Consider the following 20,289-nt stretch of genomic DNA (forward strand, 5'->3'; position numbering starts at 1 on the left):
CGCGGCTCACCGGCGGCATATCGACCGCCGGTTCCCGCGCTTCCACTCAATCTCTGAACTGCGACGTGCGGCCGGTCAGGCAGCGCGTTCGAAATACGACTGCAAGGATCGTACTTCGAGATCGCCGCTGCAATAGGCCTTGATGCCCTCCGCCGCCGCGATCGCTCCGGCCAAGGTGGTATAATAGGGCACCTTGTGCAAGAGGGCCGTGCGCCGGAGCGCACGGGAGTCCGCAAGCGCCTGCGGCCCCTCCGTGGTGTTGAAGACGAGCTGGATCTCGCTGTTCTTCAGCGCATCGACGACATGCGGGCGGCCTTCCAGAACCTTGTTGATCTTGGAGGCCGAGATGCCCTGCTCCTGCAGGTGGCGCAGCGTGCCGCCGGTCGCGAGGATGCGGAAACCGAGATCGGCGAGGATGCGGACCGCCGGCACGATGCGCGGCTTGTCCTCGTCGCGCACCGAGACGAAGACCGTGCCCTTGACCGGGACCTTCGAGCCGGCGCCGAGCTGGCTCTTGGCGAAGGCGGTGTCGAAGGAGCGGTCGAGCCCGATGACCTCGCCGGTCGAGCGCATTTCCGGCCCGAGCAGGACGTCGACGCCGGGGAAGCGGGCGAAGGGGAAGACCGCTTCCTTGACGCCGACATGGCCGAGCTTGGCGGGCTTCAGGTTGAAGCCGGCGAGCGGCTCGCCGGCCATGACGCGAGCGGCGATCTTGGCGATCGGCTCGCCGATCACCTTGGCGACGAAGGGCACCGTGCGCGAGGCGCGCGGGTTGACTTCGAGCACGTAGATCTCGCCGTCCTTGATGGCGTACTGGACGTTCATCAGGCCGCCGACATCGAGCGCGAGCGCCATCGCCTTGGTCTGGCGCTCCAGTTCGGCGATCGTCTCGGCCGAGAGCGAGCGCGGCGGCAGCGAGCAGGCCGAATCGCCGGAATGGATGCCGGCTTCCTCGATATGCTCCATGATGCCGGCGACGAAGACGTCCTTGCCGTCGCAAAGGCAGTCGACATCGACCTCGATCGCGTCCGACAGGTAGCGGTCGAACAGCAGCGGGTTCTTGCCGAGCACCGTGTTGATCTGGCCGGTCTTGTCGTTCGGGTACTTGGCCTTGACCTCGGAGGGGATCAGCGAGGGCAGGGTGCCGAGCAGGTAGTCCTCGAACATGATCTCGTCGCGGATGATTGCCATGGCGCGGCCGCCGAGCACATAGGACGGACGCACGACGAAGGGCAGGCCGAGCTCGCCGGCGATGATGCGAGCCTGCTCGACCGAATAGGCGATGCCGTTCTTCGGCTGCTTCAGGTGCAGCTTGTCGAGCAGGCGCTTGAAGCGGTCGCGATCCTCGGCAAGGTCGATCATATCGGGCGAGGTGCCGAGGATCGGGATGCCGGCCTCTTCCAACGCATTCGCCAGCTTGAGCGGAGTCTGGCCGCCGAACTGGACGATGACGCCCATCAGCGTGCCGTTCTGCTTCTCGGTCTCGAGGATCTCGAGCACGTCTTCCGCCGTCAGCGGCTCGAAATAGAGCCGGTCGGAGGTGTCGTAGTCGGTCGAGACCGTCTCCGGGTTGCAGTTGACCATGATGGTCTCATAGCCGGCGTCGCGCAGCGCGTAGCAGGCGTGACAGCAGCAATAGTCGAACTCGATGCCCTGGCCGATGCGGTTCGGCCCGCCGCCGAGGATCACGACCTTCTTGCGGTCGGACGGATTGGCCTCGTCTGCGGCCTTGCCGGCGAAGGGCATGGCGTAGCTCGAATACATATAGGCCGTCGGCGAGGCGAACTCGGCCGCGCAGGTGTCGATGCGCTTGTAGACTGGGCGGACCTCCAGCGCGCGGCGCGCCTTCCTGACCTCGGCCTCGGTCTTGCCGGAGACGGCGGCGAGGCGCTTGTCCGAGAAGCCCATCGCCTTGATCTGGCGGAAGGCGCCGGGCGTAGTCGGCAGGCCGATCGCGCGGATCTTCTGCTCGGTCTCGACGATCTCGCGCATCTGGGCGAGGAACCACGGATCGATCTTGCAGCTCTCGTGAATCTCCTCGTCCGTGAAGCCGGCGCGCATGGCCTGGGCGACATGGAGGATACGATCCGGCGTCGGGGTCGAGATCGCCGCCTTGATGGCGTTGCGGTCGTCGCCCTGGCCGAAGCCCTCGATCTCGATCTCGTCGAGGCCGTCGAGCCCGGTTTCCAGCGAGCGCAGCGCCTTCTGCAGCGATTCCTGGAAGGTGCGGCCGATCGCCATGGCCTCGCCGACCGACTTCATCGCGGTGGTCAGGGTCGGCTCGGAGCCCGGGAACTTCTCGAAGGCGAAGCGCGGGATCTTGGTGACGACATAGTCGATCGTCGGCTCGAAGGAGGCCGGCGTCGCGCCGCCGGTGATGTCGTTCTCGATCTCGTCGAGCGTGTAGCCGACGGCGAGCCGCGCCGCGACCTTGGCGATCGGGAAGCCCGTCGCCTTGGAGGCCAGGGCAGAAGACCGCGAGACGCGCGGGTTCATCTCGATGACGATCATGCGGCCGGTGGCCGGATCGATCGCGAACTGGACGTTCGAGCCGCCGGTCTCGACGCCGATCTCGCGCAGCACCGCCAGCGAGGCGTCGCGCATGATCTGGTATTCCTTGTCGGTCAGCGTCAGCGCCGGCGCGACAGTGATCGAATCGCCGGTATGGACGCCCATCGGATCGAAATTCTCGATCGAGCAGACGATGATGCAGTTGTCCTTCTTATCGCGGACGACCTCCATCTCGTACTCCTTCCAGCCGAGCACGCTCTCCTCGATGAGGACCTCGCTGGTGGGGGAGGCGTCGATGCCGCGCTCGACGATGTCGATGAACTCGCCCTTGTTGTAGGCGATGCCGCCGCCGGTGCCGCCCATGGTGAAGGATGGGCGGATGATCGCCGGCAGGCCGATATCCTCCAATGCGTCGAGCGCCTGGCCGAGCGTCTTGATATGGTGCGAGCGCGGCGTGTCGAGGCCGATCTTGGTCATCGCCTCGCGGAAGAGCTCGCGATCCTCGGCCTTGTCGATGGCCTCGGCGGTGGCGCCGATCATCTCGACGTTGAACTTTTCGAGCACGCCCATCTTCTTGAGCGAGAGCGCGCAGTTCAGCGCGGTCTGGCCGCCCATGGTCGGCAGGAGCGCGTCGGGGCGCTCCTTTTCGATGATCTTGGCGACGATCTCCGGCGTGATCGGCTCGACATAGGTCGCGTCGGCCAGGTCCGGATCGGTCATGATCGTCGCCGGGTTCGAATTGACCAGGATGATGCGGTAGCCTTCGGCCTTCAGCGTCTTGCAGGCCTGGGTGCCGGAATAGTCGAACTCGCAGGCCTGTCCGATGATGATGGGGCCGGCGCCGATGATCAGGATGGACTTGATGTCTGTGCGCTTGGGCATGATCTCGACCGGTCTTGGGCAGGCGCGCGCAAGGCCGGTCCGATCGGGCGAGCGGAGGCGAGGCGAGCGTCTGAATGAATGCTAGGCGCTCGCTATAGACGGCGAAGGCCGCGGGGGAAAGCTAAAAGCGCTTGTCCTTTCGCTCAACGCACAGGTCTTGGTTCGGGGATGATGAGATCGATCTCCAGCGAGCCGGGCTGCCGGCGCTTACGCCGCATGGCGAGGAAGAGCACCGCGAGCGCCGCGACCTCGCAGGCGGCGCCGACGAAGCCGAGCGGCCAGGTGCCGGCATGGCGCATCACCTGTTGACCCAGCGCCGCGCCGGCCGCGATGCCGAAATAGAGCGCGGAGGCATTGAGGGAGAGCGCGACCACGGTCGCATCCGGCGCCATCGCGGCCAGCCGCGACATCTGCGAGGGGTGGCCGGCCCAGCCCGCTGCGCTCCAGACAAAGAGCACGAAGGGGATCGGCCAGATCGCCAGGGAAGGCGGCAGGCTGACCGCGATCAGCGAGGCGGTGAAGAGCGCGGCCGCCAGGATCTACAGCACCACGATCAACGAGCGCTCGGGGCCGAAGCGGTCGCTGGCGACGCCGCCGAACTGGTTGCCGAGCGCCGAGCCGACGCCGGAGACGACCAGCGTGGCCGCAAGCCAGGGGCCGACAATGCCGGCATGATGGGTCAGGAAGGGCGCGATATAGGTGTAGAGAACGAAGGCGCCGGTGGTCCACAACATGGTCGTGGCGAGTGCCAGCAGCACGTCGCCGCGGCCCGCGACCTGAAGCCGCTCCCGCAGGGTGTTGGTGCCGCGAGGCAGGCCGCGCGGGAGCTTGGCCAGCAGGCCGACGAGTGAAAGCACGCTGAGCAGAGCCACGAGCAGGAAGGCAAGATGCCAGCCGCCGAAGCCGACCACGGCAGTCCCGATCGGGACACCGAGGATCAGCGAGACGGTCATGCCGCCGGTGACGAGCGCGATGGCGCGGCCGCGCCGCTCAGGGGCGGAGACCGCAACGGCGACCGCGTTGGCGGCGGGCATGAAGACGCCGGCCGAGAGCGCCATCACGATGCGAGCGGCCATCACGACCCAGAAGTCGGTCGCGAAGGCCGCGCCGAGATTGGCGAGGCCGAAGACGGTCATGGCGCCGGCGAGGACGAGCTTGCGGTCGGCATCGCCGAGCACGGTGGAGAGGATCGGCGAGCCAATGGCGTAGGCCAAAGCAAAGATCGAGATGAGCAGGCCGGCGGTGTCGACGGAGACGGCGAGGCCGGAGGCGAGATGGGGCAGGATGCCGGTGACGATCAGGCTGCCCGTGCCGATGGCGAAGGCGCCACCGGCGAGCGAGAGAAGGCGCGTATCCATGGGAGTAATCCTTGCGGATGGTCGCTGTGTCGAAGTCACGCTTCGAATTTCAATGATCGTTGAATTAATCCTGCCGGGCGATGACCGCAAGGCTAATTTCAATGGACGTTGAATATTGTCAGGGGCGACTGCATCGCCTATCTCGAAGGCCATGAAGCCGGTTTTTCACCCCGATATCGAGGATGTCGCGCCCGCCGACGTGTTCGCGGCGCTGGCCGATCCGATCCGCCTCGGCATCCTCGTCGCGCTCTCTGATGTCAACGAGGTCGACAAGGCGCGTTGCAGCCATTTCACCGCCTTCGCCTCGCCCTCGCTGCTGTCCTATCACTTCGCCAAGCTGCGCGAGGCCGGCATTACCCGCATGCGGGTGGAGGGGACCTCGCGCTATCTCAGCATCCGGCGCGACGAGCTGAACCAGCGCTTTCCGGGGCTGATCGACAGCGTGATCGAGACCGCGCGGCGCGACCCCAACCTTCCGCGGCTCGGGCCGGAATGGCTCTCCGGCAGCGGCGGGGCATAGGGACTGACTTCGCCTCGTTGACAGGTCTCCGGACAGGTTTAACGTCTTCGCTTCCGCGATGGCGTCGAGCCGGTTCGCGATACGGCACCGGCCACGCCCGAACCCGAGGAGCATGGCCATGCGTGCTGCCGACCCTCAGAAACTCGACACTTTGGTGGGGCGTCTCGTCGGTGATGTCGGAGCTTCCGTCACCGGCGCCCTGATCGTGCTCGGAGACCAGCTCGGCCTCTACAAGGCGATGGCGGATGGCGAGCCCGTCACCTCCCAGCAACTGGCGGAGAAGACGGGCTTCAAGGAGCGCTATCTGCGCGAATGGCTGGCCGGCCAGGCCTCGGCCGGCTATGTCGACTATGACGAAGGCAGCGACAGCTTCAGCCTCTCGCCGGAGCAGGCCATGGCTTTCGCCGAGGAGGAGAGCCCGGCCTTCTTCGCCGGCGCCTTCGAGATCATCCAGTCGATGTGGCTCGACGAACCGAAGGTCGAGGACGCCTTCCGCCACGGGGCTGGTCTCGGTTGGCACGAGCACAGCAAATGCCTGTTCCGTGGAACCGAGCGCTTCTTTCGGCCAGGCTACAACCAGCATCTGACGGCCGAATGGATTCCTGCTCTGAACGGTGTCCAGGCCAAGCTGATGGAGGGCGCGACCGTCGCCGATGTCGGCTGTGGGCATGGCTCCTCGACCATCCTGATGGCACAGGCCTATCCGCAATCACGCTTCTACGGCTTCGATTATCACGAGCCTTCGATCGAGCGGGCGCGTGAGGCGGCGGAAAAGGCGGGTGTTGCGGACCGCATCGTCTTCGAGCGTGCTTCGGCCAAAGACTTTCCGGAGCGGAAATACGACCTCGTGACGATGTTCGACTGCCTGCACGACATGGGCGATCCGGTCGGGGCGGGCAGGCATGTGCGGGAATCGCTCGCGCAAGACGGCAGCTGGATGATCGTCGAGCCCTTTGCGCATGACCATCTCAAGGACAATCTCAACCCGGTCGGGCGGATCTTCTACGGGGCATCGACGATGATCTGTACGCCGGCCTCGCTCTCCCAGGAGGTCGGGCTGGGCTTAGGCGCGCAGGCCGGCGAGATGCGGCTGCGCAAGGTCGCGATGGATGCCGGCTTCCAGCATTTCCGCAGGGCGACCGAGACGCCGTTCAACATGGTGTTCGAGGTTCGAGCCTGAGGCCGCCGCTTCCTGTAGCGGGGCAGTCGGAAGGAATAGCGGCGCGCAGGCGAAAAAGTCGTTTCGCCCGGCGCCGTCCATGATCTACGAAGCGCGGATGCCGCTTCGCCGCTATCCGCGCCAGTTCCGCCAGCTCGTCGCCTATGTCTTCGCGGGCGGGCTGACCGCCGTGGCGCATTACAGCGTGCTGATCGGGCTGGTCGAGCTCGGCCGCGTCGACCCGGTCCCGGCGACGCTCGCCGGCTTCATCGTCGGCGCGCTGGTCTCCTATGCGCTCAACCGCTGGATGACCTTCGACGCGACGCGCAGCCATGCCCAGGCCGGCTGGCGCTTCGCCCTGATCGCGGCCGGCGGCTTCGTGCTCACCGGCATCCTGATGCATCTCTTCGTAGCGCGGGCGGGCTTGCCCTATCTGCCGATGCAACTGGTCACCACGAGCGTGGTGATGGTGTTCTCGTTTCTCGGCCACAAGTTCTTCAGCTTCGCGGACAGGGCGGCGTGAGACCGGAAGCTCGCGCCGCCCTTTCCTCTGCTACTGCGTCGGAGCGACCGTCAGCGTGAGCTGCCTGCGGCCGATGCGGCCTTCCTTGTCGGTGGCCTCGATCTCGAGGATGTGGCTGCCGCTGGGCACCACGACGGAGGGGGCCTCGATGCCGGCCGGCGTGATGAACGGCTTGATCCGCTCGGTGATGTCGATCGGGGGCTGGCGCCGGTAGAAGACGCGCACGGTCGCCGGGTCGATCGGCACGCCGTTCGCCGGCAGGAAGCGCACGGACAGGCGGAAGGGCTTTCCGTCGACGCCCTTGTCCGGGGTCGGCAAGGTGTCGATGCCGGGGCCGCGCGTCAGGTTGCGAGTGCTGGCCGGGGCCTTGGGCGGCGCCGGCAGGCCTGCTTCCTCGCGGGTGATGAGCGGAATCGGGTCGGCTGCTTGTGCCGCCGTCAGCATGGCGGCGGCGGCGAGAACGGCAGGCAGAATGTGCCGGATGAGCACAGACTTCATCATCGTCCTATTTCACTCCCAGAATTGCGGCGATCAGGCCGGCCACCGCGGAAATGACGGTACCGGCCAGCAGGATGGTGGTTTCGATGGTCTTCAGCGTCTCCATCGGCACCTTGCCGTGGACCGCCAGAAGCCCTTTCCGCAGTTCCGGCAGCGAGACGAGGCCACGCGCGGCGAGCGCAGCCTGCGTCACGCGCAGCAACATCCCCGAGAACATCGAGGCGCCGATGCTCAGCGCGTAGAACGATGTCTCGCGCCAGGCTGCCGACCCCTGCGGGAGGAGCGGTATGTTGTCGTGCCAACTCAGCAACGCGTTCATGGTCACGACGGAAAAAATCGCGAAGACGATGGCGATGGCGAAATCGAAGGCGATCAGGCGCGGACGAATGCCGAAATAGATCAGTCCCGTGAAGAAGGGGATCGTGATCGAGGCGAGACGCAGGCTCCAGAGTGGCAGATCGAGCCAGAGGATGACCGCGCAATAGGCGAGCAGCAGCAGCACCAGCCCGAAGGGCAGCACCCAGAAGCGTCGGCGCGCAAGCGGCGGGGCAGCCGGTTCGGCATCTCGCGGGGCTTCCGCGGGTTCGATGGCGGCGGGGCTTCGGGGCTCGGCCAGTCGCGCGGCGAGCGCGGCGCTATCCTCCTCGGCGCGCCTTTCCGCGGCGGCGAGGCGCTCCTCCAGCGCATCGAGACGGCGCAGCAGCGGCAGCACGGGCGTGAGGTCCCGGCCACAGCAGCGGCACGAGAGCACGCCCTTGTTGAGCGCGGCATCGCAATAGGGACAGGTGAACTGATCCTGCACGGAAATCTCGCGCCTTTGGGGCAAGCCGCGCTCAAAGCCATATCTGAGGCGTCAAATCAAGGCGTTTTGCGAACTTCCGTAAGGGAATTTCGATGCAGATGTGCCGGCTTTCCGGCTTGAATTCTACTTTCGTCTATGTCTCGGACTTGGTGGCCCTGAAAGTCATCCGGTGCGGATTGTGTCCGAAATTCTGCGGCCGCTGCACATCGGCGAAGCCCGTTGCGCGGATCAGGTTGGTGATCGCTTCCGCCGTATAGGTCGAGAGGCCGTACTGCGCCCGGAGCTTGCGATAGTCCGAGAAGGCGGTGCGGACGAGGCCGCCGAGCGCCGCCAGGAAGAAGCCGCCTCGCCAGGCGAAGGCGAGCAATTGCGAGGCATCGGTCAGCGGGCTGACATCGGGCGGGATGACATCGGCGATGACCAGCGCGCCACCGGGCTTCAGCCGGTCATGCCAGGTTTCCAGCAGCACCTTCAGCTCGTCGCGCGAGAGATATTGCAGCAGCGAGTTGGCGACGACGAGGTCGAGCGAGGCCGGCGGCAGGGCCTCGACCTCTTCCGGCGAGACTACGACGATGTTGTCCGTGCGCCCGAACTGGGAGCGCAGCTTATCGCGCACGGTCGGCGCCGCCTCGCAGAGAAAAAGCTTGCCGCAGGCTGTGGCGACGCGTGCGGCATCGAGCGCCTCGCCGCAGCCATGGTCGAGGACGACCGCATCTGCTGACGGGATATGGCCGATCAGGTCGGTCGCGATGGCGCGGTAATGCAGGGCCTTGTGGCGCGGCGAGACGTAAATCGAATGCTCGCCATTCCAGAAATCGCGCCAGGACATGTGTTCGGTCGACCCTCGGGTTGTGGCCACTATTCCCGATGACTACGCACAAGGCGGGCGGCTCTGCAACCGCCGGGGGTTTCGAGCCGGCTGGGTTTCCGCTTTAGTCCTCGCATCGTCTGGCTACCGAATCGAGACGAGGAGCGCCCATGCTGCTGCTGCCGCGATTGCTCAAGCGGTTCATCCGCCACGGCCGCCTGACGGTCATCACGCCGGACGGCAAGCGACATGTCTTCGGCTCCGGGCCGACAGAGCTGCTCTTCGCCGGTGTCACCAAGACCGCTCCGGCCGTCACCGTGCGCTTCCACGACAACCGCGTCGAGCGCGAGCTTTTCCTCAATCCCGAACTCGCCCTGGCCGAAGGCTATATGGACGGGCGGATCGATTTCGAGGAAGGCACGATCCACGACCTGCTGACGCTGTTCTGGCTGCAGCGCCGCGAGATGCGCAAGGACCCGCTGCAGCAAGCGATCCGCAAGGTCCGGTTCAAGATCCGGCGCTGGCGAATGCATAACCCGCTCGGCGTCGCCGGCAGGAAGGTCAAGCATCACTACGACATCCCGACCGATTTCTATCGGCTCTGGCTCGACGAGACGATGACCTATTCCTGTGCGTACTGGCATAGCCCTGAGGTCGGGCTGGAGGCCGCGCAGAAAGCGAAGCTCCGTCACCTCGCCGCCAAGCTGAAGATTGAACCCGGCATGAGCGTCCTCGATATCGGCTCGGGCTGGGGTGAATTGGCGATCTACCTCGCCAAGGCCTGCGGGGCCAAGGTGACCGGGCTCAACGTCTCGCCGGGCCAGATGGCGGCGGCCCAGAAGCGGGCCGAGGCGGCCGGCGTCGGCGACGCCGTCACTTTCATCAACAAGGATTATCGCGAACTGGGCGGCAGGTTCGACCGCGTCGTCTCGGTCGGCATGATGGAGCATGTCGGCGTCGCGCATTACGGCGAGTACTTCGGGGGGATCCGCGACTTGCTGACCCCGGACGGGATCGCGCTGGTCCACTGCATCGGCCGCGTCGGACCACCCGGCTTCACCGGCCCGTTCTTCAACAAGTACATCTTCCCCGGCGGCTATGCGCCGGCGCTGTCGGAAGTGTTCGCGGCGCAGGAGCAGACAGGCCTGTGGGCCTCCGACTGCGAGTTCTGGCGCCGGCACTATCACTGGACGCTGGAGGCCTGGCGCGAGCGCTTCATGGCCAAGCGCGAGGAGGTCGTCGCCATGATGGGCGAGCGCTTCGCGCGGATGTGGGAATTCTATCTCTGCGCCTGCTCGATCTCCTTCGATATCGGCGGCGACATGGTGTTCCAGCTCCTGCTCGGCCAGCACAAGAGCGCCGTGCCCGTCATCCGCGACTATATCGCGGATGACGAGAAGGCGCTGGAGGCGAGAGGCTTCTGATCAGCGCTTCAGGTTAACGACGATCACCCCGGCGAGCGCCATGGCGCCGCCGATCAGGCCGAAGACAGTCGGCACCTCGCCGAGCCAGAAGAAGCCGATCAGCATCGCCATCGGCGGCACGGCGTACTGGAAATTCGAGGCGCGGGCGGCAGGTAGGCGAGACAGCGTGATTGCCCAGGTGCCGTAGGCGATCAGGCTCGGCACCACCGCGAGATAGACCACCGACCAGAAGGAGACGCTCGGCGCGACCTGCGCCTGCTCGATCGCCAAGGGCAGGAAGGGCAGCAGCACGAAGCCGCCGATCGCCATGTTCCAGGCGGCGACATGGAGGGGCTTGTAGCGGGCGAAGAGCGGCTTCTGCAGCACCGTGGTAATGGCATTGCAGAAGGCGGCGCCGAGGATCAGCAGCACGCTCATCCCGATCTCGACGTCGAGCCCCTTGCCGAGCGCGATCACGCCGATGCCGGCGAAGGACAAGGCCGTGCCGAGCCAGGCGGTCAGGCTGAAGCGCTCGCCGAGGATCATCATGGCGAGGACGGCCGTCATGATCGGATTGGTGTTGATGATGAAGGCGGCGGGGCCTGCCGGCACGACACGCTGGCCGAAATTCAAGAGCAGCGCATAGCCGGCGATGAAGATCACGCCGCCGACGAGGAAGCGCCAGATATCGCCGAGCTCGGGCAGCTTCGCCCGTGTCACGATGAGGAAGAGAGCGGCGGGGCCACCGGCAAGCGCGAAGCGCAAGGCGGCCATCTCGGCCGGGCCGAAGCCGGCCAAGCCAGCGCGGATCGCCGGGAAGGAGGAGGCCCAGGCCATGACCGTGAAGGTCACGGTGAAGACCAGCGTCGGGTCGAGGCGCTGGCTGCCGGAGGCGGCGAGGGCGGGAGAAGCGCAGCTTGAGGAGGACATGGCGTCGTTCCATCGGTGATGAGAAGTTGCTCCCGATAAGCGCCTCGGCGAGCTGATTGACAAACGAACAATTCGCGCATGAGCTGTGAGAATGGATCACAGCTCGAACCTGCCGCCGCTCGATACCCTGCGTGCCTTCGAGGCGGCTGCGCGCACCGGTAGCTTCTCCTCGGCGGCCGAGGCGCTGAACCTCACTCACGGCGCTGTCAGCCGGCAGATCGCCAAGCTTGAGCATTGGCTGGGCCTGCGCGTCTTCCTGAGGCAGGCGCGCGGTGTTTCGCTGACGCCGGAAGGCCAGCGCCTGCTCCAGCGCACGCAGGAGGCCTTCGCGCTGATCGCCGACAATTCCGAGCGCTGGCGCGAGGTGCGGGGCGCCTCGGTGGTGCGGGTCAGCGCGCCGCCTTCCGTCTGTGCGCTCTGGCTGATGCCGCGACTGGCTGTGCTGGAAGCGGGGATGCCCTCGCTACGGATCGTGCTGCAGGTCGAGCATCGCAAGGTGGATTTCGAGGAGGAGGGCGTCGATCTCGGCATCCGCTGCGGCCGCGGCGGCGCGCCGGATCGGCTTTCGCTCAAGCTGTTCGAGGAATGGTGCTTCCCGATTGCTTCGCCGCAGCTTGCCGAAGCGATCGGAGAGGGCGCGCCAGAGCGGCTGCTCGCGCAGCCGCTGATCCATGATTCCGATGCCGCCGGCTGGAAGGTCTGGTTCGCGGCGCAGGGGCTGGATTATCGTCCGCGCCCGCAGGATCGGCGGTTCGAGGACTACAACCTCGTGCTGGACGCTGCTGCGCATGGGCTCGGTATCGCCCTGGCGCGGCCGCCGCTGGCGCGCGAGCAACTGGCTGTGGGGCGGATCGTCAGGGTCGATGAGCGCGAGGCGTTGAATCCGGTCTCCTACTGGCTCGACCGGCCGCTTGGCGCACTCAGGCCATCGGCGGCGGCCTTGGCCGAGCGGATCGCGCTGGAAGCGGGAGCCGATCGCGGAGAGATCGCGACGTTCCTCAGCCGGGAAGCTAGGGCGGCTTGATCCGCCTCGCGTCATGCTCGCGCTCGTGGCGAGCATCTCCGTCTTGAACACCGCCTTCGACCAGCGAAGACGTGGATGGTCGGAACAAGCCCGACCATGACGCTGCGGACTGCATTCAGCGCAAGCTATGCCGCGGCGCCGCGAATTCGCCGCGCTGGCTGGCTCGGGCCATCTCGAAACTGTCGGCGATGCGCCGCGCCCGGATGATGAAGGCCTGCGCGATATCGGGCGGGCAGACCTCATGCGCCGTGATCTCGAACAGGTCGAGCCAGCGGTCGAAATGCTTGCCTTCCAGCGGCAGAATCAGATGCGGGCGCATCGGGCGGCCATCGTAACGACCAGTGCGCAGCATGACGCCGCTCCAGAAATCGGTGATCTTGCCGATATGGTGGTCCCAGTCCTCGACGGCGGCCTCGAAGACCGGGCCGATCAGCTTGTCCTGCCGGGCCCGTGCATAGAAGGTGCGGACGAGCTGCGCGATCATCGGCTCGCGCAGGTCGGGATGGGCGGCGCCCGGGTAGAGCAGGGGATTGTCGGTCATCGCAGGAACATTCGCGTTTCCGGTATTCTCTTAGGCGAGAGGCGCGAAGGCTAGGCCTGCGCGACCTCTGCGACCTTGTGAGGCAGGGTCGTAGATGGCGCCGCTTCGGCATGCCCGTGCTCCAGGAACAGCCGCATCTCTTCGGCCAAAGCGAAGAAGCGATCCCGCACCGCCTTGGCATGCGGATTGGCGCGCTCGATCGCCATGAAGACGTTGGGCGCGTCGTAGCGGACCATTTCGGTCGCCTGCATCAGCAGATCGAAGCTCGCGGTGGTCATGGTGCGGGGCAGGGGCTCCATGCGAACCAGGATCTTGGCGATGAGATGGGTCAGGCCCTGCACCATCGCTACCTCGCGGTCATGGGCGTCGGCCGTAGTGACGATCACCTTCAGCTTGAGAACACGGCGCAGGAAGGCGGCGATGCGCGGCGTGCTGTGGCCCCTGATGGGACACAGCGCGATCTTGAGGTCGGCAAGCCCGTTGCGGGCGCTTTGTGGGCCGAAGAGCGGATGCGTGCCGATGATCTCGATATCGTCGGGGAGTGCGGCCTGCATCGCGCGGGCGGGGCCGATCTTGACCGAGCCGACATCGAGCACGATCGCGCCGGCCTTGAGATGCGGACGCAAGGCCGCGATCGCCTCCGGGATTGCCGGGACTGGCACCGCGAGGATGACGAGATCGCAGGCAGCGACTTCCGCCGCGCTGCCTGGCTGCAATCCTTTGCCGCTCGCATCGGCTGCGGGCGCGTTGACGGGATCGCAGACGCGCAAGGCGAAATGCGATTGGAGATGGCGGGCCATCAATCGCCCGAAGGCGCCAAAGCCCATGATGCCGATAGTGGAGATGGTTCTGATCGTGGAGGACATCGTTTTCGCTCGATGGAGCCGCGATGCCGGGTGATCTGCCTGAATTCAACCGCCAGCGCGGCGGTTGAACATGGGAATGCCACCGCCTCTATGAGAGCGGGGCGTAATAGCCGTGAAGGAAGGCGAGCAGGCTGATCATGCCCTGCTTAAAGCGCGCGAGGCCGGCTCTTGTCAATCGAGCGGCGGCGAATAGGCCGTGGGTGTGAGAACGCGGTCCTCGATGGCGCCGACCATGTCGCCATGCTCGATCTTGGTCACGCGCTTGATCTCGCTCCATTCCGGGTCGGCCATGAAGCTCGCCCAGGCCATGGTCTTCGTCTCGGTATCCGGCCAGGCGAGGATATAGGCGAACTCGGTGCGCCCGGCACTGGCGGTTTCCCACATCGCGATGATGTGGAAGCCGTGGCGGGCCATGATGCGCGCGGCATGGTCGCGGAAGCGGGCATGGAAGGCCGCCTTGTTGCGCTCGAAGATCTCGTAGATGCGCAACTGGTGGATCATGCCCGTCTCCTTCGGCGGCCCTCAGGCCGCCTTCTTCGCCTTCTCGGCCGCCATCAATTCGGTGAAACGGGTGAAGAGATAGTGGCTGTCCTGCGGGCCGGGCGAGGCTTCCGGGTGGTGCTGGACGCTGAAGGCCGGACGGTCGGTCAGCGCGATGCCGCTGTTCGAGCCGTCGAAGAGCGAGACATGGGTCTCGACCGCATTCGCCGGCAGGCTGGCGGGATCGACAGCGAAGCCGTGGTTCATCGAGACGATCTCGACCTTGCCGGTGGTCTTGTCCTGCACCGGGTGATTGGCGCCGTGATGACCCTGCTTCATCTTCATGGTCTGGCCGCCGATGGCGAGCGCCATCATCTGGTGCCCCAGGCAGATGCCGAAGGTCGGGACCTTCTTCTCAAGCAGCTCCTTGATGACCGGCACGGCGTACTCGCCGGTCGCGGCCGGATCGCCCGGACCGTTGGAGAGGAAGATGCCGTCCGGGTTGAGCGAGAGGATGTCGGCTGCGCTTGCGGTCGAGGGCACGACGGTGACGTCGCAGCCGGCCTTGGCGAGCAGGCGCAGGATGTTGCGCTTCACGCCGTAATCGATGGCGACGACCTTGAACTGGCTGCTGTCGCGCTTGCCGTAGCCGGCCGGCCAGATCCAGGGCGTCTCGTCCCAATCATAGCGCTGCGCGGCGGTGACCAGCGGGACGAGATCGAGGCCGGCCATCGAGGGTAGGCTGGCCGCCTGCTTCTTCAGGCGCTCGATGTCGAAGACGCCGTCCGGGCTGTGGGCGAGGATGGCGTTCGGCATGCCGTTGTCGCGGATCAGGGCGGTCAGCGCGCGGGTGTCCACGCCGCAGATGCCAACGATGTTGCGGGCCTTCAACCAGGCCTCGAAATGCCGGTTCGCGCGCCAGTTCGATGGCTCGGTGATCGCGGCGTGGAGCACGCAGCCGCGCACGCCGGACGAGGCGGCGGCGTTCACCGTCTCGGTGTCCTCCTCGTTCACGCCGACATTGCCGACATGCGGGAAGGTGAAGGTGATGATCTGACCGGCATAGGACGGGTCGGTCAAGATTTCCTGATAGCCGGTCATCGCGGTGTTGAAGCAGACCTCGCCCGGCGCCTCGCCGACGGCGCCGAGGCCGAAGCCTTCCAGCACGGTGCCATCAGCCAGCACGAGGAGCGCGGTCGCGCGCGGTTCGGTCCAGCCGCCTGCGGCGGGGTTTCCTTCGGAAGCGGTCATGTCTATGTCTCGGTCCAGTCCGCTTGAGCGGAAAAATGCGGGGGCGGGGCTGCGGCAATCCACTCCGCCGGTCTGGAACGCGAGCCTTAAAGAGCCGGGCGCTGCCCGTCAATCGAAGCTGGCGCAGGCCGCACAGGACAAAAGAGCAAGAGAAAAGGACGAAGACGATGACCAGCCTGCGCGAGCGCTTCACGGCCGACATGAAAGAAGCGATGAAGGCCGGCGAGAAGGCGAAGGTCGCGGCGATCCGCCTGATCAGCGCCGCGCTGAAGGAAAAGGACATCGAGGCCCGCGGCGCCGGCAAGGGCGAAGCGACCGCCGACGAGATTCTCGGCGTGCTCCAGAAGATGATCAAGCAGCGCCAGGAATCGATCGCGATCTATGACGCCAACAACCGCCCTGAGCTTGCCGAGGGCGAGCGCGTCGAGGTCGCGGTGATCTCGTCCTACCTGCCCAAGCAGATGTCGGACGACGAGGTGAAGGCCGCGATCGACAAGGCCGTGGCCGAGACCGGTGCGACCGCCGTCAAGGACATGGGCAAGGTCATCGGCGTGCTGCGGGCTGCCTATGCCGGGCAGATGGATTTCGGCAAGGTCAGCCCGATGGTGAAGGCCGCACTCGGCGGCTGAGCTCACTTCGGCGGCCCTATTCCGGACCGCCGTCGTCTCTGTGAATCACGGGTGAAAGCCAATCGCCGGCACGATCGGTGGTTGGCTTTCGGCTTTCGCAGGTCCACATAAGGTCGATGAAATTCCCGCCCTCCGTCCTTGAGGAAATCAAGGCGCGGCTGCCTGTCTCGGCGGTCGTGGGCAAGCGCGTGCGCCTGCAAAAAGCGGGGCGCGAGTGGAAGGGGCTGTCCCCCTTCAATGCCGAGAAGACGGCCTCCTTCTTCGTCAACGACCAGAAGGCGTCCTTCTTCGATTTCTCGTCGGGCAAGAACGGCGACATCTTCAAGTTCGTGATGGAGACCGAAGGGCTCTCCTTCCCCGAGGCCGTCGAGAAGCTCGCGGCCGAGGCCGGCGTCATCCTGCCCAAGATCACGGCGGAGGCGCAGGTCCAGGAGGAGAAGCGCAAGGGGCTGCACGAGGTCGTGGAGCTGGCGGCGCAGTTCTTCGAGGCCGAATTGATGGGCGATCGCGGCGGCGGAGCCCGGCGCTATCTCGCGACGCGTGGGCTCGACGGCGAGGCGCGGACGCGCTTCCGGCTGGGCTATGGCCCGGCCGACCGGTTCGCGCTGCGCGATCATCTGGCGGGGAAGGGCGTCCCGGCCGAACTGATGATGGAGGCGGGGCTGCTCGTGCATGGCGAGGAAATCGCCGTGCCCTATGACCGCTTCCGTGATCGGGTGATGTTCCCGATCCATGATGCGCGGGGACGCGTGGTCGCCTTCGGCGGGCGGGCGATGAGCGCGGAGGTAGCGGCGAAATACCTGAACTCGCCGGAGACGCCGCTCTTCCACAAGGGCCATCTGCTGTTCAACCACCACAATGCCCGCAAGGCCGCGCATGACACCGGGCAGGTCGTGGTGGTCGAGGGCTATGTCGACGTCATCGCCATGTCGTTATCGGGCTTTCCGCAGACGGTCGCGCCGCTCGGCACGGCCCTGACCGAGGACCAGCTCGGCCTGCTCTGGCGCATGGCCGACGAGCCGGTGATCTGCCTCGACGGCGACAAGGCCGGCCGCAAGGCCGCGAGCCGGGCGATCGATCTGGCCTTGCCATTGCTGGAGCCGGGCAAGTCGCTGTCCTTCGCCTTGCTGCCGGACGGGCAGGATCCCGACGATCTCGCTCGTTCAGGCGGGCGGCAGGCGATCGCCGAGGTGATCGCGGCGGCGCGCCCGCTGGTCGACATGCTCTGGCAGCGCGAGGTCGAGGCCGGCCCGCTGGATACGCCGGAGCGCCGCGCCGCCTTCGAGCGGCGCCTGAAGGAGCCGCTCGGGCAGATCCGCGACGAGACCACGCGCAAGCATTACCGCCGCGAGATGGACGAGCGGCTGGCGCAGCTCTTCGCCAGCGCGGCGCCGGCGCGGCCGGAACGCGGCGGAGGGCAGGGCAATTTCCAGCGCGGACGCGGCGGGGCGTCCCAGCGCGGCGGGTTCGGACGGCAGGTGCCGCCCTGGCTTGCCGGGCCGCTCAAGGCTTCGAGCGCGCTGACGCAGTCGCGGCTCGTGGCGAAGCTGCGCGGCGAGGACCAGCGCGAGGCCTTCATCCTGCTGGCATTGGCGAGCCATCCCGATCTGATCCTGCGCTGTGCCGACGAGATCGCCGATCTCTCGCTGGACGGGCCGGCGGCCGAGCGCTTCCGGCAGGCGTTGCTCGATTCCGTCGAGGAGACGCTCGATCGCGAGACGCTGGCGAATCGGCTGGAGCAGCCGCGAGTCAGGGAAGCGCAGGGCCATCTCATGGCCGTCACGGGGCCGGCCGAGCGGCGCAAGCTTGCGCAAGATGCTGATCCTGAATCGGTTTTTGACTCGATTCATCAGGCCATCGTCTTGCATCATCGCGCGCGAACGCTAAATAGCGAGTTGAGAGCAGCCGAGCGCGCATTGGCTGACGACGCGACCGAAGCCAATTTCGCCTGGATCAAGGACGTGAAGGCCCGCCTCGAGACGATCGAAGGCACCGAGGCCATGTCCGAGGATTGAATACCCAGCGAAGGGTGGACGCGAGTCTGGTGCGCGCAAGCTGTGGGGTGGTTCACGATTCGTCAACGACGTCTGGTGCCATCTGCAACTGGATTTGGGTGGGTGAGCGCGCCGGGCCTGCGGTCGCGCCGCCCTTTTATGCGTCGGTATATGGCTGTCTCGGCCATGGCCGGTGCGAGTGCGGAGCGCTGATTGATGGCGACTAAAGCGAGCGAACGGGAAAAGACCGATCAGGTCGCGCCGGATGCCCCCCCGACTACCGACGGCCCGTTGCTCGACCTGACCGATCAGGCCGTAAGGCGCATGATCAAGCTCGCGAAGAAGCGCGGCTATGTCACCTATGACGAACTGAACGAAGTTCTGCCCTCGGAGGAGTTCTCCTCCGAGCAGATCGAGGACGTGCTCGGCCAGCTCAGCGAGCAGGGCATCAACGTCGTCGACAACGAGGACCCGGAAGCTGCCGGCGAGGAGCGCGCCAACCGCAAGGACGGTGGCGCCGACGAGGAGGAGGCCGAGGGCGGCGACATGGTCGACGCCTCGCGCCAGACCCTGCCGGTCGAGACCAAGCGCAACCTGGAGCCGACCGAGCGCACCGACGATCCGGTGCGCATGTATCTGCGCGAGATGGGCTCGGTCGAGTTGCTTTCGCGCGAGGGCGAAATCGCCATCGCCAAGCGCATCGAGGCCGGCCGCGAAGCGATGATCGCAGGCCTCTGCGAGAGCCCGCTGACCTTCCAGGCCATCATCATCTGGCGCGACGAGCTCGTCGACGGCAAGGTGCTGCTGCGCGACATCATCGATCTCGAAGCCACCTATGCCGGCCCCGACGGCAAGAATCCCGCCGTCGCCGGCGAGGAGGAAGGCGAAGAGGGCGAGCAGGCCGAGACTCCGGAGGGCGAGACCCCGCCGGACATGGACGACGACGACATGGAGAACAACGTGTCGCTCTCGGCCATGGAGGCCGAGATCAAGCCGCGCGTGCTCGAGACCTTCAACGCCATCGCCGACGACTACAAGAAGCTGCGCCGCCTGCAGGACCAGGACATCGCCAACCGGCTGGAGAACACCAAGCTCTCGCCCTCGCAGGACCGCAAGTACAAGAAGCTCAAGGACGACATCATCACCGCGGTGAAGTCGCTCTCGCTCAACAACAACCGCATCGAGGCGCTGGTCGAGCAGCTCTACGACATCAACAAGCGCCTGATCGGCCATGAGACGCGCCTGCTGCGCCTCGCCGAGAGCTATGGCGTGGCGCGCGAGGACTTCCTCAAGCAGCATGTCGGCGGCGAGCTTGATCCGAAATGGGTCCTGCGCGTCTCCAAGCTTGGCTCGCGCGGCTGGAAGGAGTTCGTCGCGGCGGAGCTGGAGCGGATCAAGCAGCTGCGCGAGGAGGTTCACACGCTCGCCTCCGAGACCGGCCTGGAGATCCAGGAGTTCCGCAAGATCGTGCTGATGGTCCAGAAGGGCGAGCGCGAGGCCCGTCAGGCCAAGAAGGAGATGATCGAGGCGAACCTGCGTCTCGTGATCTCGATCGCCAAGAAGTACACGAACCGCGGCCTGCAGTTCCTCGACCTGATCCAGGAAGGCAATATCGGCCTGATGAAGGCGGTCGACAAGTTCGAGTACCGCCGGGGCTACAAGTTCTCGACCTACGCGACCTGGTGGATCCGGCAGGCGATCACCCGTTCGATCGCCGACCAGGCCCGCACGATCCGCATTCCCGTCCACATGATCGAGACGATCAACAAGATCGTGCGGACCTCGCGCCAGATGCTGCACGAGATCGGCCGCGAGCCGACTCCGGAGGAGCTGGCCGAGAAGCTGGCCATGCCGCTGGAGAAGGTGCGCAAGGTCCTGAAGATCGCCAAGGAGCCGATCTCGCTGGAAACGCCGATCGGTGACGAGGAAGATTCGCATCTCGGCGACTTCATCGAGGACAAGAACGCGATCCTGCCGATCGACGCCGCGATCCAGAGCAATCTTCGCGAAACAACGACGCGCGTTCTCGCGTCGTTGACCCCGCGCGAAGAAAGAGTGCTGCGCATGCGCTTCGGCATCGGCATGAACACCGACCACACCCTCGAAGAGG

Annotated in this window: 19 protein-coding genes; 8 read left to right on the top strand and 11 right to left on the bottom strand. The window is 66.1% G+C overall.

The window, feature by feature from the left end:
* Window positions 1-75 precede the first annotated feature (75 nt).
* The 3 genes from carB to Q0Q36_RS19770 all read right to left on the bottom strand — a co-directional run bounded on the left by carB (window position 76) and on the right by Q0Q36_RS19770 (window position 4,751).
* Entirely contained in the window at window positions 76-3,393 is a 3,318-nt protein-coding gene (gene carB, locus Q0Q36_RS19760; protein ID WP_293800661.1) for a carbamoyl-phosphate synthase large subunit, read from the bottom strand.
* A gap of 143 nt (window positions 3,394-3,536) precedes the next feature.
* Window positions 3,537-3,851 (bottom strand): hypothetical protein, encoded by a 315-nt coding sequence (locus Q0Q36_RS19765; RefSeq protein ID WP_293800663.1) that lies wholly within the window; start codon window positions 3,849-3,851, stop codon window positions 3,537-3,539.
* Between the two features lie 81 nt (window positions 3,852-3,932).
* Entirely contained in the window at window positions 3,933-4,751 is an 819-nt protein-coding gene (locus Q0Q36_RS19770; protein WP_293800665.1) for an MFS transporter, read from the bottom strand.
* A 151-nt stretch (window positions 4,752-4,902) separates the two neighbouring features.
* Between Q0Q36_RS19770 and Q0Q36_RS19775 the strand changes: the two genes are divergently transcribed.
* The 3 genes from Q0Q36_RS19775 to Q0Q36_RS19785 all read left to right on the top strand — a co-directional run bounded on the left by Q0Q36_RS19775 (window position 4,903) and on the right by Q0Q36_RS19785 (window position 6,953).
* Window positions 4,903-5,271, top strand: a complete 369-nt coding sequence (locus tag Q0Q36_RS19775) for a transcriptional regulator (protein WP_293800667.1) — start codon at window positions 4,903-4,905, stop codon at window positions 5,269-5,271.
* A gap of 118 nt (window positions 5,272-5,389) precedes the next feature.
* On the top strand, window positions 5,390-6,451 hold the full coding sequence (locus tag Q0Q36_RS19780; protein ID WP_293800669.1) for a class I SAM-dependent methyltransferase: 1,062 nt from the start codon (window positions 5,390-5,392) through the stop codon (window positions 6,449-6,451).
* Window positions 6,452-6,530: 79 nt separating this feature from the next.
* Window positions 6,531-6,953 (top strand): GtrA family protein, encoded by a 423-nt coding sequence (locus Q0Q36_RS19785; protein WP_293800671.1) that lies wholly within the window; start codon window positions 6,531-6,533, stop codon window positions 6,951-6,953.
* 30 nt (window positions 6,954-6,983) lie between these two features.
* On the opposite strand, the gene Q0Q36_RS19790 is transcribed toward Q0Q36_RS19785, so the two are convergent.
* From Q0Q36_RS19790 to Q0Q36_RS19800, 3 genes are all read right to left on the bottom strand, one after another.
* Window positions 6,984-7,454, bottom strand: coding sequence for a hypothetical protein (locus tag Q0Q36_RS19790; protein ID WP_293800673.1), 471 nt, complete (start codon window positions 7,452-7,454; stop codon window positions 6,984-6,986).
* A gap of 4 nt (window positions 7,455-7,458) precedes the next feature.
* Window positions 7,459-8,253, bottom strand: a complete 795-nt coding sequence (locus tag Q0Q36_RS19795; RefSeq protein WP_293800675.1) for a hypothetical protein — start codon at window positions 8,251-8,253, stop codon at window positions 7,459-7,461.
* 133 nt (window positions 8,254-8,386) lie between these two features.
* Window positions 8,387-9,082, bottom strand: coding sequence for a class I SAM-dependent methyltransferase (locus Q0Q36_RS19800; protein ID WP_293800677.1), 696 nt, complete (start codon window positions 9,080-9,082; stop codon window positions 8,387-8,389).
* Window positions 9,083-9,231: 149 nt separating this feature from the next.
* Between Q0Q36_RS19800 and Q0Q36_RS19805 the strand changes: the two genes are divergently transcribed.
* Entirely contained in the window at window positions 9,232-10,485 is a 1,254-nt protein-coding gene (locus tag Q0Q36_RS19805; protein ID WP_293800679.1) for a cyclopropane-fatty-acyl-phospholipid synthase family protein, read from the top strand.
* Here the strand turns inward: Q0Q36_RS19805 and Q0Q36_RS19810 are convergent, their stop codons facing one another.
* The gene (locus Q0Q36_RS19810) at window positions 10,486-11,394 is read right to left on the bottom strand and encodes an EamA family transporter (RefSeq protein WP_293800681.1); all 909 of its coding nucleotides are present in this window, start codon (window positions 11,392-11,394) and stop codon (window positions 10,486-10,488) included.
* Window positions 11,395-11,485: 91 nt separating this feature from the next.
* Here Q0Q36_RS19810 and Q0Q36_RS19815 point away from each other — a divergent pair, with 91 nt between their 5' ends.
* Window positions 11,486-12,418, top strand: a complete 933-nt coding sequence (locus Q0Q36_RS19815; RefSeq protein ID WP_293800683.1) for a LysR family transcriptional regulator — start codon at window positions 11,486-11,488, stop codon at window positions 12,416-12,418.
* 115 nt (window positions 12,419-12,533) lie between these two features.
* Here the strand turns inward: Q0Q36_RS19815 and Q0Q36_RS19820 are convergent, their stop codons facing one another.
* From Q0Q36_RS19820 to carA, 4 genes are all read right to left on the bottom strand, one after another.
* On the bottom strand, window positions 12,534-12,959 hold the full coding sequence (locus Q0Q36_RS19820; RefSeq protein ID WP_293800685.1) for a group III truncated hemoglobin: 426 nt from the start codon (window positions 12,957-12,959) through the stop codon (window positions 12,534-12,536).
* A gap of 50 nt (window positions 12,960-13,009) precedes the next feature.
* Window positions 13,010-13,825, bottom strand: a complete 816-nt coding sequence (locus tag Q0Q36_RS19825) for a prephenate dehydrogenase (protein WP_293800687.1) — start codon at window positions 13,823-13,825, stop codon at window positions 13,010-13,012.
* Window positions 13,826-13,996: 171 nt separating this feature from the next.
* A complete protein-coding gene (locus tag Q0Q36_RS19830; RefSeq protein WP_293800689.1) occupies window positions 13,997-14,326 on the bottom strand; it encodes an NIPSNAP family protein in 330 nt (109 codons plus the stop codon).
* Window positions 14,327-14,347: 21 nt separating this feature from the next.
* Window positions 14,348-15,556: a glutamine-hydrolyzing carbamoyl-phosphate synthase small subunit gene (carA, locus tag Q0Q36_RS19835; protein ID WP_293800691.1), complete on the bottom strand. Its 1,209-nt coding sequence runs from the start codon at window positions 15,554-15,556 to the stop codon at window positions 14,348-14,350.
* A gap of 167 nt (window positions 15,557-15,723) precedes the next feature.
* Between carA and Q0Q36_RS19840 the strand changes: the two genes are divergently transcribed.
* The 3 genes from Q0Q36_RS19840 to rpoD all read left to right on the top strand — a co-directional run.
* On the top strand, window positions 15,724-16,185 hold the full coding sequence (locus tag Q0Q36_RS19840) for a GatB/YqeY domain-containing protein (RefSeq protein WP_293800693.1): 462 nt from the start codon (window positions 15,724-15,726) through the stop codon (window positions 16,183-16,185).
* Window positions 16,186-16,301: 116 nt separating this feature from the next.
* Window positions 16,302-18,200 carry a DNA primase gene (gene dnaG, locus Q0Q36_RS19845; RefSeq protein WP_293800695.1) on the top strand — a complete coding sequence of 633 codons (1,899 nt, stop codon included), beginning with the start codon at window positions 16,302-16,304 and terminating at the stop codon, window positions 18,198-18,200.
* A gap of 195 nt (window positions 18,201-18,395) precedes the next feature.
* On the top strand, window positions 18,396-20,289 hold a 1,894-nt coding region (gene rpoD, locus Q0Q36_RS19850; protein ID WP_293800697.1), incomplete at its 3' end, for an RNA polymerase sigma factor RpoD.

This window comes from uncultured Allobosea sp. (assembly GCF_945957345.1).
GTDB lineage: Bacteria > Pseudomonadota > Alphaproteobacteria > Rhizobiales > Beijerinckiaceae > Allobosea.

Coding starts and splice junctions, on each gene's coding strand:
- carB (WP_293800661.1), bottom strand. CDS start 3,393: ATGCCCAAGCGCACAGACATCAAGTCCATCCTGATCATCGGCGCCGGC.
- Q0Q36_RS19770 (WP_293800665.1), bottom strand. CDS start 4,751: ATGGATACGCGCCTTCTCTCGCTCGCCGGTGGCGCCTTCGCCATCGGC.
- Q0Q36_RS19775 (WP_293800667.1), top strand. CDS start 4,903: ATGAAGCCGGTTTTTCACCCCGATATCGAGGATGTCGCGCCCGCCGAC.
- Q0Q36_RS19780 (WP_293800669.1), top strand. CDS start 5,390: ATGCGTGCTGCCGACCCTCAGAAACTCGACACTTTGGTGGGGCGTCTC.
- Q0Q36_RS19785 (WP_293800671.1), top strand. CDS start 6,531: ATGATCTACGAAGCGCGGATGCCGCTTCGCCGCTATCCGCGCCAGTTC.
- Q0Q36_RS19790 (WP_293800673.1), bottom strand. CDS start 7,454: ATGATGAAGTCTGTGCTCATCCGGCACATTCTGCCTGCCGTTCTCGCC.
- Q0Q36_RS19800 (WP_293800677.1), bottom strand. CDS start 9,082: ATGTCCTGGCGCGATTTCTGGAATGGCGAGCATTCGATTTACGTCTCG.
- Q0Q36_RS19805 (WP_293800679.1), top strand. CDS start 9,232: ATGCTGCTGCTGCCGCGATTGCTCAAGCGGTTCATCCGCCACGGCCGC.
- Q0Q36_RS19810 (WP_293800681.1), bottom strand. CDS start 11,394: ATGTCCTCCTCAAGCTGCGCTTCTCCCGCCCTCGCCGCCTCCGGCAGC.
- Q0Q36_RS19815 (WP_293800683.1), top strand. CDS start 11,486: ATGGATCACAGCTCGAACCTGCCGCCGCTCGATACCCTGCGTGCCTTC.
- Q0Q36_RS19820 (WP_293800685.1), bottom strand. CDS start 12,959: ATGACCGACAATCCCCTGCTCTACCCGGGCGCCGCCCATCCCGACCTG.
- Q0Q36_RS19825 (WP_293800687.1), bottom strand. CDS start 13,825: ATGTCCTCCACGATCAGAACCATCTCCACTATCGGCATCATGGGCTTT.
- Q0Q36_RS19830 (WP_293800689.1), bottom strand. CDS start 14,326: ATGATCCACCAGTTGCGCATCTACGAGATCTTCGAGCGCAACAAGGCG.
- carA (WP_293800691.1), bottom strand. CDS start 15,556: ATGACCGCTTCCGAAGGAAACCCCGCCGCAGGCGGCTGGACCGAACCG.
- Q0Q36_RS19840 (WP_293800693.1), top strand. CDS start 15,724: ATGACCAGCCTGCGCGAGCGCTTCACGGCCGACATGAAAGAAGCGATG.
- dnaG (WP_293800695.1), top strand. CDS start 16,302: ATGAAATTCCCGCCCTCCGTCCTTGAGGAAATCAAGGCGCGGCTGCCT.